Source organism: Leclercia sp. 1548, assembly GCF_050435045.1.
In the GTDB taxonomy this organism is placed as follows: domain Bacteria; phylum Pseudomonadota; class Gammaproteobacteria; order Enterobacterales; family Enterobacteriaceae; genus Enterobacter; species Enterobacter adecarboxylatus.
The window spans coordinates 635,986-649,630 of the sequence record NZ_JBNDJP010000001.1; the positions used below are offsets into that span (position 1 = coordinate 635,986).

Annotated in this window: 14 protein-coding genes; 7 read left to right on the forward strand and 7 right to left on the reverse strand. The window is 54.8% G+C overall.

Going from position 1 to position 13,645, the window contains the following annotated elements:
- Positions 1–105 precede the first annotated feature (105 nt).
- Positions 106–558, forward strand: a complete 453-nt coding sequence (locus ABIE02_RS03175) for a winged helix-turn-helix transcriptional regulator (RefSeq protein ID WP_336995050.1) — start codon at positions 106–108, stop codon at positions 556–558.
- A 106-nt stretch (positions 559–664) separates the two neighbouring features.
- On the opposite strand, the gene ABIE02_RS03180 is transcribed toward ABIE02_RS03175, so the two are convergent.
- From ABIE02_RS03180 to ABIE02_RS03200, 5 genes are all read right to left on the reverse strand, one after another.
- Positions 665–2,593: a putative bifunctional diguanylate cyclase/phosphodiesterase gene (locus ABIE02_RS03180; RefSeq protein WP_336995049.1), complete on the reverse strand. Its 1,929-nt coding sequence runs from the start codon at positions 2,591–2,593 to the stop codon at positions 665–667.
- Between the two features lie 17 nt (positions 2,594–2,610).
- Positions 2,611–3,105: a molybdopterin-dependent oxidoreductase gene (locus tag ABIE02_RS03185; protein WP_130589047.1), complete on the reverse strand. Its 495-nt coding sequence runs from the start codon at positions 3,103–3,105 to the stop codon at positions 2,611–2,613.
- A gap of 486 nt (positions 3,106–3,591) precedes the next feature.
- Entirely contained in the window at positions 3,592–4,116 is a 525-nt protein-coding gene (locus ABIE02_RS03190) for a DUF4865 family protein (protein ID WP_336995048.1), read from the reverse strand.
- On the reverse strand, positions 4,113–4,502 hold the full coding sequence (locus ABIE02_RS03195; protein WP_336995047.1) for a tautomerase family protein: 390 nt from the start codon (positions 4,500–4,502) through the stop codon (positions 4,113–4,115). Before ABIE02_RS03195 ends, ABIE02_RS03190 begins: the two co-directional genes overlap by 4 nt.
- 5 nt (positions 4,503–4,507) lie before the next feature.
- Positions 4,508–4,810, reverse strand: a complete 303-nt coding sequence (locus tag ABIE02_RS03200) for a carboxymuconolactone decarboxylase family protein (RefSeq protein ID WP_059309130.1) — start codon at positions 4,808–4,810, stop codon at positions 4,508–4,510.
- A 100-nt stretch (positions 4,811–4,910) separates the two neighbouring features.
- Here ABIE02_RS03200 and ABIE02_RS03205 point away from each other — a divergent pair, with 100 nt between their 5' ends.
- Positions 4,911–5,783 carry a LysR substrate-binding domain-containing protein gene (locus ABIE02_RS03205; protein ID WP_077227314.1) on the forward strand — a complete coding sequence of 291 codons (873 nt, stop codon included), beginning with the start codon at positions 4,911–4,913 and terminating at the stop codon, positions 5,781–5,783.
- 95 nt (positions 5,784–5,878) lie between these two features.
- Positions 5,879–7,555, forward strand: a complete 1,677-nt coding sequence (leuA, locus tag ABIE02_RS03210) for a 2-isopropylmalate synthase (RefSeq protein ID WP_336995046.1) — start codon at positions 5,879–5,881, stop codon at positions 7,553–7,555.
- Here the strand turns inward: leuA and ABIE02_RS03215 are convergent.
- Positions 7,507–8,301, reverse strand: a complete 795-nt coding sequence (locus ABIE02_RS03215; protein WP_150870452.1) for an AraC family transcriptional regulator — start codon at positions 8,299–8,301, stop codon at positions 7,507–7,509. The genes leuA and ABIE02_RS03215 overlap by 49 nt on opposite strands.
- 3 nt (positions 8,302–8,304) lie before the next feature.
- Positions 8,305–9,024, reverse strand: a complete 720-nt coding sequence (locus ABIE02_RS03220) for a YcxB family protein (RefSeq protein WP_223610749.1) — start codon at positions 9,022–9,024, stop codon at positions 8,305–8,307.
- 296 nt (positions 9,025–9,320) lie between these two features.
- Between ABIE02_RS03220 and ABIE02_RS03225 the strand changes: the two genes are divergently transcribed.
- The 4 genes from ABIE02_RS03225 (at position 9,321) to ABIE02_RS03240 (ending at position 13,633) form a co-directional block, all read left to right on the forward strand.
- Positions 9,321–10,205, forward strand: coding sequence for an SDR family oxidoreductase (locus ABIE02_RS03225; protein ID WP_077227318.1), 885 nt, complete (start codon positions 9,321–9,323; stop codon positions 10,203–10,205).
- Positions 10,206–10,697: 492 nt separating this feature from the next.
- Positions 10,698–11,690, forward strand: a complete 993-nt coding sequence (locus tag ABIE02_RS03230; RefSeq protein ID WP_144884012.1) for a hypothetical protein — start codon at positions 10,698–10,700, stop codon at positions 11,688–11,690.
- Between the two features lie 306 nt (positions 11,691–11,996).
- Positions 11,997–12,233: a DUF1272 domain-containing protein gene (locus ABIE02_RS03235; protein WP_077227320.1), complete on the forward strand. Its 237-nt coding sequence runs from the start codon at positions 11,997–11,999 to the stop codon at positions 12,231–12,233.
- 26 nt (positions 12,234–12,259) lie between these two features.
- Positions 12,260–13,633, forward strand: coding sequence for a M24 family metallopeptidase (locus ABIE02_RS03240; RefSeq protein WP_419720662.1), 1,374 nt, complete (start codon positions 12,260–12,262; stop codon positions 13,631–13,633).
- Positions 13,634–13,645: the final 12 nt, after the last annotated feature.

Below are 13,645 nucleotides of genomic sequence, written 5' to 3' on the forward strand. Positions count from 1 at the left end.
GATTTGTGACGGATTACCTGGAGCACACCCGCAAAGTGGCGGCAAACTTTGTGCGGCGGCGAAGAATGGTTTTATAATAAAACTCTGTGCTGATAAGGAGCCACCATGAAACGTACCCGCCTGGAAGAGAGTCCCTGCGCTGTTGCCCGCTCGCTGGATATTATCGGTGACTGGTGGTCACTGCTGATTGTGCGCGATGCCCTGAATGGGATTAAACGCTTTGGTGAGTTTCAAAAAAGCCTTGGGATTGCGAAAAATATGCTGGCGACCCGGCTGAAATTGCTGGTGGACGAAGGGATCATGGTGCTGCAACCCGCCTCTGACGGGAGTGCGTGGCAGGAGTACGTTCTGACGGAAAAGGGCCGCGCCCTGCAAACCGTGCTGCTGGCCCTTTCCCAGTGGGGAAATGCGCATCTGTTTGCTGAAGGGGATGTGGGAACGGTGCTGGTGGATGCCCGGGATCGCAAGCCGCTGCGGCCGCTGGCGATGGTGGCAAGTGACGGGCGGGAGCTGGGGCCGGATGAGGTCGTGCCGAAGTATCCGCAGTCGGAGGGGTGACAGGTCATCACCCCGTTTAACTCACCGCGCAAAGCCGGGTTTACCTGTTCGGACTGCCCTACTTTTCCCTCTAACGTCTTCGCTCTGGCAGAAGACCGTTCGCGATTTAACCGTTTCTGATTCTGCCATCGATACCAGGCTGAGGCTTGCCAAACAGATAGCCCTGGGCGAGATCGCACCCCAGTGCCTGAAGATTTTCCAGCTGTTCCTGCGTTTCAACCCCTTCAGCCACAGTTTGCATGTTGAGGGACTTCGCCATGCCGGTGATAAGTTTGATGATCTTCAGGGCATCTTCCTGCGTGGATATGGAATGCACAAAGGATTTGTCTATTTTGATTTTATCGAAGGCCAGCTTACTCAACCGCGAAAGCGAAGAGTAACCCGTGCCAAAATCATCAATGGAGATTTTCACGCCCACTGCTCTGAGCTTGTTGAGCGTATTCATCGGCGTACTGTTCTCGGTAAAGAGAGAAGACTCTGTCACTTCCAGTTCAAGACGATCAGCCGCAAGGCCTGTCTCTTTCAGAATGGACAGCACCATACTGGCGAAGGCTTTGCTGCTGAGCTGAACAGGCGAGACGTTAACGGAGATTTTGGCCGGTACCGCCCAGGTAGCCGCTTCCCGGCAGGCCATTTCAAGCACAGACTTTCCCATCTCGTTAATCATGCCTGTTTTTTCTGCAACGGGAATAAAGCTATCCGGCGACAGAAGCCCCTTCAGAGGATGCACCCAGCGAATAAGGGCTTCATAGCTGTAAATATCCTGGCTGAACGAATCCACAATAGGCTGATAATAGACCACGAACTCTTTATTCATTAAGGCCATGGCCATATCGTGTTCAAGGGTTCTGCTTTCCAGCAGCTTCTGTAGCATGCGTTGGCGGAAGACTTTGATCTGGCCGGAGCCTTGTTTTTTGGCTTCATAAAGCGCCAGGTCGGCAAATTTATAGAGATAGTCGGCGCGGCGTTCCGTTTCGGAGATCACAATCCCCACGCAGGTCGCGATATTAATAATGGTGTTATCTATGGTGTAGGGCTGGTTGATAGCGTCACATATTTTTTGCGCTCGCGACACAGCGCTGCTCTCTGTCAGGCCACGCGAAAGAAACGCAAACTCATCCCCACCTAAGCGATAGAGCGTTTCTGTCGTCAGGCTCATGGACGTCAGGCGGTCGGCTATCTGGCGCAGCAACATATCGCCGGCATCATGACCATAGGTATCATTGACCTCTTTGAAGCGATCTAAATCAAACAGCATCACAACCACAGAATTATTATTTTTCTCTGCTACCTCGATTATCTTTTTTAAATTATCCCAGAAGAACTGGCGGTTATTCATCCCGGTCAGCGAGTCATGATAGACGTCATATTCCAGCTGCGTATTCTGGATTTGCAGTTTTTCTTTCGAGGTTTGCAGCTCTTCAGCCAGGCTCTGGACCTGAAGGTGTGCCTTGAGAATATTTCTGTTTTGATAAAATATCAGCGTACCCAGTATGGCGCTGAGTATGATCAGCAGGACAGAGGTCGCGGAATAGACATAATACAGCGTCTGAATTTTAAGGTTGGCGCTGTTAATCGAGTTAACATCTTTATTTAACGCACTGGATGAAAGGTTGCTGAGCGGCGCATCAAGGGTATGCATCGTCTTCAGATATGTCTTGAGCTCTGAGCGATTCATTTGCTCAAGATGGAGATCGAGATATTTCAGGGACTTTTCCAGCTCCGCAGCCAGGGCCTGATGCGCTTCAGAGCTTTCAATATAATACCCCAGATCCCCTTCTTTCATTAAATCACTCTGGCTGAGCATAATGTCGAGGCGCAGGCGTACATCATCGATGGAGAGCGTTTCATCGATAGCATAAAGACCCAGCATGGACTCAAATCGGTAATATTCGGATACCAACTGTGCCGCCGACCAGGAATCAGTGTAATGCGTCAGTTTTTGTAACTCTTGCTGCCTTTCATGCACAAGGAAAGAGACATACCCGGTAGAGATAAAGAGGAAAAAAATGATGCCCGCCAGTATCCTGTTCATGAAGCTCTCCTGAACGCCTATTCGATCATCATTTTGCTGACCTGCCACGCAGACCTTGAATAGAAAATCTGATTATTCAGTTCAGGCATGCTGTCATAAGGATACACGACGAATAACGGGCCTTTATCACGGATACGCATATACTCCCCGTTGACTTTTAAGGCCAGGATAACGTTGTATTTTAGGGCATCGCTAAGAGGGATCACGGTTGTGTAATCATTGAGCGCGGTGATTTTAAGGACAGACCCTTTCGCCCCAACATACTCCATGAGCTTTTTCAGTGGCACGCCCGTAAAGGTCGTGCGCCCATCATACCAGGGAGAGGTGGTCTTAAAACTCACCAGGCCCAGTTTCTCAAGGCTGGCGATATCAAAGACGGCTTTGCCCTCTTCATTTGTATTTTCTATATTACCGGACAGTGTTAAAAGGACTTTGCCGACAGGTTTGGGAAGTTCACCAGCCCAGGCCTGGATGGTTACCACAAAGCTTAACAACAAGACAATTAACCGCATTCTAACCTCATCCTTCTGTCAATTGGTAAGAAGTATAATTTAGTTATTATGCTATTAATATATGTCACCGGACTATTATGGATTCAGCAAATTCATTGAAAAATTCTAACTATAGAAATCAACGAGTTAGACATGCCCGCACGCTATAATTTAGATTAAGTCTGGTCTGAAAAAGTATTAGACGCAGGTTAAATTTATTCCGGGCGTACAAAAAACAAGCCAGCACGTTATACAACGCAAATAAACACCCATAAACATAATGGTTTAATTCACTTTGTTGCTACGGGGAAGGGTTGTTTTGCGCAACACAGCGGTGATGAATACACCCGCACATTTTTCATGCCTGTCACGGGGCGTAATTATACGCAACAGGATATATAAGCCAGGCCGCCGCTACCGTTTGAGACGGAAAGCGGGTTGCTCGCCCCGCTCTCCTCTGAATGTGCCAACCCGATCCCGCGAATCTCCCCCGCAGGGAAATCACGCCTAAGGAAGGACTACGGTTGAACCCGTCGTACCGCTCGCCACGTAGCCGATGCGATAATTCTCTTTTCCCGCCTGCGGCGCGTCACCAAACCCGACCTCCAACACCTGCCAGCGGCTGACATCCCATGCGCACAGCGGCGTACGCAGGGTGAGCGCCGACAGGTCGCTGTGGGGGACGATCGTCTGGCGATCCATCGACAGCCAGGCGGCCTCTTTTACCTCATCAACAGCAGGCAGGCGCAGCGCCAGCCAGGTATCGATCTGCGGCCAGCCAAAATCCTCGGTCAGCTTGCGAAAGCCAGAGCTTTGTAAAAACTGCGCCATCGCCCCGACATTTTCCCAGACGTAGAGCGGCGCATAGCGGTTTTCTTCGGTATGGGCGTCTTCACGTCGCGAGACGAGAAACGCTTTAAACAGCAGCCCGGCGAAACCGTTCAGCCGGGCACCGTTCTGCGCAATGCGCTTCTCAACGATGGCCATGTCATAGTCGGCAGGCAGGGTGAAGCGGTATTGCATCACGATCATAACCCCTCCTCCGACAGCATCCGTCCCTGGCTGAAGCTCCAGTCATCGGCGGTGTTAAAGTGGATCATCACCATCACATCATCCGGGTGTATGCCCAGCGCCGCGTGCAGCCGATCGCACAGCAGACGGCAGAAATTTTGCTTCTGCTCGCGCGAGCGGGGCTTGCCCGCCAGAATGTGGAACTGAATAAAATTGTCGCTGCGTCCTCCACTTTTATAGTGGCGGTCAAACAGGCGCTGCCCGGCGGGGATCGCCTCGAAAATCTGAAAGCGATCGCCGGGCGGGACGGCAAACTCCGCCTCGAGACTCTGCTGCAGGATGTCGGAGATCTGCGCGATCTGCACGTCGCTGTACCCCGGACGCAGGGAGATACGGGTGAAAGGCATCGGGGTTACTCCTCGTCCAGGCAGCCAAGGGCCGACACCGCCGCAGGCCAGCCGGCGTAGAACGCCAGATGGGTGAAGGCTTCGGTGATCTCCTCTTTGCTCAGGCCGTTTTGCTGCGCAAAGTCGATATGCCAGGGCAGCTGCTGGACGCGCCCCAGGGCCGTCAGGGCGGCCAGGGTGATCAGGCTGCGATCGCGCGGGGAGAGCGCATCACGCTTCCAGATATCATTGAAAAGGACCTCCCTGCTCAGCTCGGCCAGTTTGGGTGCGACGCGGGACAGGGTTTCCGCAGTCAGTGATTTCGCCATGGTGTGCTCTCCGTATTGACAGTAAGCCGATTCTGGCGCGATATTTTCATCCTGAAAATCAAATAATATGCGGCTTACCATCCCGTATTTCAGGACGATTATGAACAAGATCCCGCCCACGCTCGACCTCGATGCCCTGCGCAGTTTTGTCACCGGCATGGAGTGCGGCAGCTTCGCCCAGGCCGCCATTCGCCTCTGCCGCTCCACCTCTGCGGTCAGCGCCCAGCTGAAAAAGCTGGAACAGCAGTGCGGGGCAGACCTGGTGATGAAAAAGGGCCGTGGCCTGGCGCTGACCCGCGACGGCGAAATCGTCATGAGCTATGCCCGCCGGATGCTGGCCCTGAATGATGAGATGCAGTGCGCCCTGAAAGGGGAACAGTTACAGGAGGAGATCCGCATCGGCATGCAGGAGGATTTTGGCGAGTCGCTGATGCCGGGCATTCTGGGGGAATTTAAACGCCACCATCCCGATGTGCGGATCATTGCCCGGGTCGATCGCAACCGGGCTTTGCTCACTGCCTTTGATGATGACGCCCTCGATATGGTGCTGCTATGGCAGAACGCACAGGAAAAGCGCCAGGGCCAGCTGATTGGCCAGCGCCAGATGGCGTGGATCCAGCCCCCGGAGATGGACATCGGTGCCCTGCTGGCCCGGGGCGAACCTCTGCCCCTGGTCATGTTTGACTCCCCCTGCCTGATGCGCGCCCGTGCCATCGACTGCCTGAACCAGGCGGGCATCCCCTGGCGGGTGGTGTTTGTCAGCCACAGCCTGAGCGGCATCTGGGCGGCGGTGCAGGCGGGACTCGGCGTCACGCTGCGCACCCGTATCGGCATGCCGGGCAACTTGCGGGTGGCGGAGAGCGTTCTGCCTGCGCCAGGAAGCCTGGGGATCACGCTGGAACAAAAGAGCGGAAGCACAGCCCAGACGAAGCTGGAGCAGCTGATGGAAGAGGCGCTGCACAGGGCGATGTGATGTGGCGGATCCTCGCCACAGGTTGTCAGTTTTGCGCCAGTGCCCTGCCCCCTTTTTCGCCAGGATAAAAACACAACATCACCTGGAGAATAACCATGCTGCCCAATCCCTCGCAAAAGTACGCCGCCTTTGCCCCCATTGCGTTACCTGACCGCCAGTGGCCGGAAAAGACCTTAACCCACGCGCCACGCTGGCTCTCTACCGACCTGCGCGATGGCAACCAGGCGCTGGCCGAACCGATGGATATTCCGCGCAAGCTGCGCTTCTGGGAGCAACTGCTGACATGTGGATTTAAGGAGATCGAGGTCGCCTTCCCTTCCGCCTCAGAGACGGACTTTCAGTTTGTCCGTCAGCTGATTGAGGAGCAGCGGATCCCGGATGACGTGACCATTCAGGTGCTCACCCAGGCCCGCAGCGATCTGATTGAGCGCACCTTTGCCTCTCTCGAGGGTGCCAAACGCGCCACGGTGCATCTTTATAACGCCACCGCGCCGCTGTTCCGCCAGCTGGTGTTTCGCCAGAGCAAAGAGGAGATCGTGCAACTGGCCGTCAGCGCCACGCGCCAGATCCGCGCCCTGTGCGAGGCTCACCCGCAGACTCGCTGGTGCTACGAATATTCGCCAGAGACGTTCTGCTTCACCGAACCGGACTTCGCCCTGCAAATCTGCGAGGCGGTGGCGGATGTCTGGGAACCCTCTTCCGCCCGGCCGATGATCATCAACCTCCCCGCCACGGTCGAGGTGAATACGCCCAACGTGTATGCCGATCAGATTGAGTACTTCTGCCGTCACTTTTCTCGCCGGCGTGACGTCTGTATTAGCGTGCATCCCCATAACGACCGCGGCAGCGGCGTCGCCAGCGCCGAGTTGGCTCTGCTTGCCGGGGCCGATCGCGTGGAAGGGTGTCTGTTTGGCAACGGGGAGCGCACCGGCAACGTCTGTCTGGTGACGCTGGCGATGAATCTCTACAGCCAGGGGATTTCGCCGCAGCTCGACTTCAGCGACATGAAGCAGGTGGTGGAGCTGGTGGAGCAGTGCAACCAGCTGCCGGTGCATCCGCGCCACCCTTATGCCGGTAAGCTGGCGTTTACCGCCTTCTCTGGCTCTCATCAGGATGCCATCAAAAAAGGGTTTCATGCCCGGGAACAGTCAGCCTCACCGCGCTGGGAGATGCCCTATCTTCCCGTTGATCCGAACGATATCGGTTGTAGCTATGAGGCGGTGATCCGCGTCAACAGCCAGTCCGGGAAAAGCGGCGCGGCCTGGATGCTGGAGCAAAACCACGGTCTGGTATTGCCCCGGGCGTTGCAGCAGGACTTCAGCCGCCACGTTCAGGCCCACACCGACCGGGAAGGCAACGAGATGACGCTGAGCGCGCTGTGGCAGCTCTACCGCGAGCTGTATGGCCCGCATCAGCTCGCCCCGCGTCAGTTGCTGGACTACCGGACGGAGAGCCAGCCGGACGGTGGGCTGGTATTGTCGGCCCGGGTGCAGACCGCCGAAGGTATTGTGACCTTAGAGGGGAAAGGCAACGGCCTGCTCTCTGCCGCCGCCAGTGCGATAAAAACCTGCTTTAATCTGACATTCGCGATCGAGGATTATCACGAGCATACCCTCGGCAGGTGCAGCGAAAGCCGGTCGGCGGCCTATATTCGTTGCAGCACTAAGCAGGGTGTGAGCCGCTGGGGAACGGGCATCGACAACGATGTTTCCCGGGCATCGCTTCAGGCATTGTTGAACGCATTGCCGGAAAGCGACTCAGGCTGGAAGTAGTCGCTCGGTGTCACGCCGAGGGTGCGACGGAACATGGCGCTAAAGGCGCTGTGACTCTCGTAACCGAGGTCCAGCGCCACCCGGAGCACGGACTGCCCCTGCGCCAGGCGGTTCAGGGCCTCCATCAGCCGCGCCCTGCGCAGCCATTCGCTGAACGCCAGCCCGGTCTGTTGGCGAAAATGCCGCAGCAGGGTACGTTCGCTGATGTTTAACTGGCTGGCCGCCAGCGCCGTTGTCCAGCGCGCGCCCGGCTCGGCCTGAATTTGGCGGCACAGCGCCAGCAGTGCCGGTGCCTCTGGCTCGGGAAGATTGAACGGCAGCACGCTTATTCCGCGGATTTCATCGAGGATCAACTCATAAATGCGCTCGGCCCTGCTGCCCGCCGCGTAGCTTTCTGGCAGGTGCAGCGAGGCGAGGATCAGCTCGCGCAGCAGGGTGGAAATTTGCACCACCTGGCAAACCGAGGGCAGATCCGCCCGGGCAAAAGGATCGATAAACAGCGTCCGTGCCGCCACGTTGCCGGTGATCAGCAGACGGTGCTGCGTCCCGGCAGGCAGCCAGACGCCCCGCCCCGGCGGTACAATCCAGAACCCCTGCGCGGTCTCCACGCGCACCACCCCGCTCAGGGTATGCAGCAGCTGGGCGCAGGTGTGACTGTGCCACGGCTCCGTTTCGCCATGCGTGTAATCATGGGCGAAAGGCACCAGCGGGCGAGTGGCAAAGCTGAATTGCTGTTGGGTTGTCATGGTTTATTTATTTTGCGCTATCTGCTCGTTGATAAAATCAAACACCTCTGCGGCTTCGCTGGCCGAAGCAAAAACCCTTTCCGGTATCACCACACAATTATCGTTCATCATATGGATAAAAATAAATCCACCTTTCCGGTAGCTGTCCTTAACGTTTTTCCAGTAGATTTTCCCGCTGGCGGTGTTGGTGATATTTTCAATAAAGAAGCGGTTTAGCTTCACTTTCTGTAAGGTCTCCGGGTCCTCCTGCTCAACCCGCTGGTGTTTCTTCATGATGTTATTCATCAACACGTCATAGAGTTTGAACAGGGCCAACGCGACACCAAACAGCACCAGCAGAGCGATACTGAAGTTACGTGTTCTGGCAAAAAAAGCAGCGTCGGGGGCGGTTTTCAGGCTTAACATCAGCAGCGTAATAAGCGTAAATAACGCCGCTACCCCTAAAACAGAGACCGCCGCCTTTTGAATGAGTGAAAGATAACCGTAGGGTTTGAGATACTCTTTTTTATGATCGTTAATAAGTTTACTGGCTTTAGTGCGCTCTAAAATGGATAACGAATAATCCACAACGATCCTGTTTTTCCTTACCATCTTCTCCCTCTTGCTTATTTGCGCCTGGTGTTTTGCGGATTCTAACATATTGACTGGGGGTTGAGAGGTCACCACAAAAAAACCTTGCGGCGCTGATTCCCCTCTCCCGGTAACCAGGCGGATATCCACCATTTCTGACCCGGTTACGGCGGAGTAAATTTATTGCCCCGCAACGCGCCGCGACAGCGTTCACCTGAACGACACCTCAGGCGTATTATTTCCCGTATGACACGCAAGCATCCGCATAAATAATTGCCCTGATGAGATATTGATTTCTGCGTACAGGGCGTACCCTATATTTGGGTAAGACATCCTGCGTAAAAAAGCAAAAATATATTCAAAAGAAGAATCGTCCGAATTTTGCCTCCCGGAAATGTGTGTCACGTCACAGTGACTATTATTTATATTCATTGACTAAGGAGGTCGGGATGACATCAGGAAACATCACTTCAAAACACTATCCACGCCCACCGTTTGTGGAGCAACCGCAACAAACGCCAGGACTGGCATCGGAAATGAAGCCAATCCCCGATCATGGCGAAACCAGTTATATCGGTTCTGGCAAACTTGCAGGTAAAAAAGCACTTATTACCGGGGGTGATTCCGGTATTGGACGCGCAGTCGCGATCGCTTATGCCCGCGAAGGTGCCGATGTGGCCATTGGCTATTTGCCGGAAGAAGAATCTGATGCTGCGGCCGTTATCGCGCTGATTCAGGCTGAAGGCCGTAAAGCCGTGGCGATCCCCGGTGATATTCGGGTGGAATCGTTCTGCGACACGCTGGTTGAACGGGCGGTGAGTGAACTGGGCGGCCTCGACATTTTAGTGAATAACGCGGGCAGACAGCAGTATTGCGAGTCCATTGAAGAGCTGACGACAGCCGCTTTCGATGCGACCTTCAAAACCAACGTTTATGCTCCCTTCTGGATCACTCGTGCCGCCCTGCGTCACCTGTCAGAAGGCGCGGTCATTATTAACACCTCTTCGGTGCAGGCCTTCAAGCCTAGCGAGATCCTGCTGGATTATGCCCAGACTAAAGCCTGTAACGTGGCCTTCACCAAATCACTGGCAAAACAGCTGGGTCCTAAAGGGATTCGCGTCAATGCTGTAGCACCGGGTCCTTACTGGACGCCCCTGCAATCCAGCGGCGGTCAGCCTCAGGAAAAAGTGCAGCAATTCGGTGCCGATACCCCGCTGGGAAGACCTGGCCAGCCTGTTGAGATAGCGCCACTGTACGTTCTGCTGGCGTCTGACAGCAGCTCTTACGCATCCGGTCAGGTCTGGTGTTCTGATGGTGGTACTGGCGTCGCCTGAGTCAATAAACCTGATGCCGGTGATAAATAAGGTTGATTATAAAGTCCGTTACTTTATGCGGTAACGGACTTTTATAAAACCTGGCACTGGCCTATTTAATTATCACGCCAGCTTGTGGCGATCGTTTTAATAACCTGGACAGGATGGGGATTATTTTCCCGTCACATAATCATACGTCTTAATAATAGCAACGCTGAGTTGCATAACCCCGACGCACTTACAAATCATTACAATATAGCTTTGTATTTATTTGCTTCAAAAAGTGTCCGGGCCAACATTATCAACTATCCTGAAATCATGGGTTAGTTACATTTACTGTTTTTATTTAATTTAATCTTTAATGACATCGTTATTATAAATTGCCCCACTTCGTCCTTAAAGAGCCTTAATGTTGAAGTTGATAATGTTTCCTGTTTTTTCAATCAGTTCCTGGTACTGAACGCAAACTCCCGTTTTGCGTTCCGGCGTAAGATTATTTAAAGGACAACAGCTATGACTCACATTCACGATCATTCCACTGCTAATACTCAGTATGTTGAGCCGCGTCTGCCTCTGCCCGACGCGGGCAGCAGCAGTGCAGTATCATGGGGCGCCATCTTTGCTGGCGCGGCGGCGGCAGCGTCTTTATCGTTGATTATGCTTATGTTGGGCGCAGGATTGGGCCTGACGACTGTGTCTCCCTGGGAAAATGACGGGCTTGATGCCGGTACTGTCGGTATTGCGGCCATAGGGTGGCTGACGTTCACGCAAATTGTGGCGTCAGGCATGGGCGGCTATTTAGCCGGACGCCTGCGCACCAAATGGGTCTCTACCCATACCAATGAAATTTACTTCCGCGATACTGCCCACGGATTTTTGGCATGGGCGGTTGCCGCGCTGGTCTCGGCGATGCTGTTAACCTCTACGGTCAGCGCCATCGTAGGCGGCAGTGCTAAAGTGGTCGGTTCCGTTGCGGGCGGTGCAGCTGCAGCCACCGTCGGCGGCGCAGCGGGGATGGCGAAAGATTCCTCTGACGGCTCAGGTTCGCCAATGGACTATTTCGTTAATTCCATGTTCCGTCCGGGTACGCCAGCTGCTGCTCCAGCAAACCCAACCGCGACGCCAGATGCGCCAGCAGCACCCGCTGCACCGGCACCTGCCGCGCCACAGCAGGAACTCTCTCCCGCTCAGTTGAATGAAGTGACCGGTATCTTTGCTAACAGTATCAGTACCGGCCAGTTACCTCAGGAAGATCGCCAGTATGTCGCGCAGCTGATTGCTCAACGTACCGGTATCAGTCAGCAAGAAGCTGAACAACGGGTTCAAACCACCTATGACAAAGCCCAGGCGAAATTAAAAGAAACGAAAGAGAAAGCGCAGAAGGTTGCTGATGAAGCCCGCAAAGCCACCAGCTATCTGATGCTCTGGACATTCATCTCGCTGTTGGCCGGTGCTTTTGTAGCCAGCTTGTGTGCGACCTGGGGCGGCCGTCAACGCGATCTTTAATACTTAATTAAGCAGGAGGTTTACATGCGCTCACTATTACTGTTCTTTTTAGGTGTCCCGATCCCAATCATTATCCTGATTGCGCTGTTCTGGCACTAATCAGTCTCTGACAGGATAGATTCAGTCGAAGCATAAATGCCCTTACGGGCATTTATGCTTTCTACGGGAACTGACTCATGAAGAGATAGACGCGAAAGCCGTTCCGACACTATGGACAACGCTCTCAACCCTGCGATATCGCTGTCGCGGGGTTGCGGTCTCTCTGGCATAGTGAGGCAGACGCAACCCGCTGAAAGGAAGAAACCTATGCTCGAACTTCGCCCGAACTGTGAATGGTGTGATCGCGACCTGCCTCCTGATGCCCTGGACGCCCGAATCTGCTCCTTTGAATGTACCTTCTGCGCCGCCTGCGCTGAAACTCACCTCAACCATCGCTGCCCCAACTGCCAGGGAGAGCTGGTGCGCCGCCCGGTGCGACCGGCAAATAAACTGGTAAATTCCCCTGCGTCCACCGTACGGGTTCATGCCCGGAAAAGCGCCTGACAGCCCTGCTCCTGACGATGAGGTCAATGATGATCCAGCTCCAGCCTATCCCTGCGCCGCGCCATTTCACCGATGTGCCCCCGGTGTTGCTCACCGATGCCACCCTGCTTGAGCGTAAAAATAAGGTGCTGACCCGCATGAACGAGGCGGGCTTCGATGCCCTCGTGATTTACGCCGATAAGGAGCACGGGGGTAATTTTGAGTATCTGACCGGGTTTGTGCCCCGCTTCGAGGAAGGCCTGCTGATACTGGATAAATCAGGCGCTGCGACCGCTATTCTGGGTAATGAAAATCTGAAGATGGCGCAGCATTCGCGGATCCCGGTCACGCTGAAGCACTGCCCGTTATTTTCGCTGCCGAACCAGCCGATGGAGAATGAAACCTCGCTGGAGACGCTGTTCAGTGAGACCGGGCTTCACAGGCTGAACCGAATCGGGCTGGTTGGCTGGAAAATGTTTACCGCGACCAGGGCTGATAATACGCAACTCTTCGATCTGCCGTACTTTATCGTCGAGGCGCTCAAGAACAGCACCGGCGCGCAGCTGGTGAACGCGGCGCACCTGTTTATTTGCGGCGACAACGGCGCCCGCGTAACCAACAACGAGAACGAAATCGCGCATTACGAGTATGGCGCTAACCTTGCCTCCGGCTGCATGTTGCAGGCCATGAACGCGGTGGAACCGGGGATCCGCGAAACCGAACTCGGGGCGCTGCTCGCGGCAGAAGGCCAGTATCAGACGGTGGTGACCATTGCCGCCGCCGGGCAGCGTTTTGAGAAAGCGAACTTTTATCCCACCTACAAAAAGCTTGAGCGCGGCCAGCCCCTGTCGATGACTACGGCCTTTAAAGGCGGGTTATCAAGCCGGACCGGGTTTGTGATTGCCGACGAGGGCGAGCTGCCCGAAGCGCAAAAAGATTATCTCGATCGGGTGGCGAAACCCTATTTTGCCGCGGTTGCCAGCTGGCTTGAAACTATCCGCATTGGGATGCCGGGGGGTGAACTGTACGCCCACATCGAACAGGTGCTCAACAAAGCGCAGTATGGCTGGCATCTGAATCCGGGCCACCTCAGCGCCGATGAAGAGTGGCTCTCCTCCCCTGTTTATCCGCACTCCGCCGAGACGCTGAAAAGCGGGATGATCCTGCAGATCGATATTATCCCCTCCGTACCGGGCTATACCGGGGTCAGCGCCGAGGAGAGTATCGCCCTGGCAGATGCGGCGCTGCAAAACAGAATCCAGGCGGCGTACCCGGCGCTGTGGGCGCGGATCGTCACCCGCCGGACGTACATTCGTGAAGTGCTGAAGATTAAGCTCGCCGATGAGGTGATCCCGCTGTCGAATACCGTGGCGTATCTGCGTCCGTTCCTGCTGGCGAAGGAGAAGGCGTTTACCTGCTGAGTCGCATCGCAA

Coding starts and splice junctions, on each gene's coding strand:
- ABIE02_RS03175 (WP_336995050.1), top strand. CDS start 106: ATGAAACGTACCCGCCTGGAAGAGAGTCCCTGCGCTGTTGCCCGCTCG.
- ABIE02_RS03180 (WP_336995049.1), bottom strand. CDS start 2,593: ATGAACAGGATACTGGCGGGCATCATTTTTTTCCTCTTTATCTCTACC.
- ABIE02_RS03185 (WP_130589047.1), bottom strand. CDS start 3,105: ATGCGGTTAATTGTCTTGTTGTTAAGCTTTGTGGTAACCATCCAGGCC.
- ABIE02_RS03190 (WP_336995048.1), bottom strand. CDS start 4,116: ATGATCGTGATGCAATACCGCTTCACCCTGCCTGCCGACTATGACATG.
- ABIE02_RS03195 (WP_336995047.1), bottom strand. CDS start 4,502: ATGCCTTTCACCCGTATCTCCCTGCGTCCGGGGTACAGCGACGTGCAG.
- ABIE02_RS03200 (WP_059309130.1), bottom strand. CDS start 4,810: ATGGCGAAATCACTGACTGCGGAAACCCTGTCCCGCGTCGCACCCAAA.
- ABIE02_RS03205 (WP_077227314.1), top strand. CDS start 4,911: ATGAACAAGATCCCGCCCACGCTCGACCTCGATGCCCTGCGCAGTTTT.
- leuA (WP_336995046.1), top strand. CDS start 5,879: ATGCTGCCCAATCCCTCGCAAAAGTACGCCGCCTTTGCCCCCATTGCG.
- ABIE02_RS03215 (WP_150870452.1), bottom strand. CDS start 8,301: ATGACAACCCAACAGCAATTCAGCTTTGCCACTCGCCCGCTGGTGCCT.
- ABIE02_RS03220 (WP_223610749.1), bottom strand. CDS start 9,024: ATGGTGGATATCCGCCTGGTTACCGGGAGAGGGGAATCAGCGCCGCAA.
- ABIE02_RS03225 (WP_077227318.1), top strand. CDS start 9,321: ATGACATCAGGAAACATCACTTCAAAACACTATCCACGCCCACCGTTT.
- ABIE02_RS03230 (WP_144884012.1), top strand. CDS start 10,698: ATGACTCACATTCACGATCATTCCACTGCTAATACTCAGTATGTTGAG.
- ABIE02_RS03235 (WP_077227320.1), top strand. CDS start 11,997: ATGCTCGAACTTCGCCCGAACTGTGAATGGTGTGATCGCGACCTGCCT.
- ABIE02_RS03240 (WP_419720662.1), top strand. CDS start 12,260: ATGATGATCCAGCTCCAGCCTATCCCTGCGCCGCGCCATTTCACCGAT.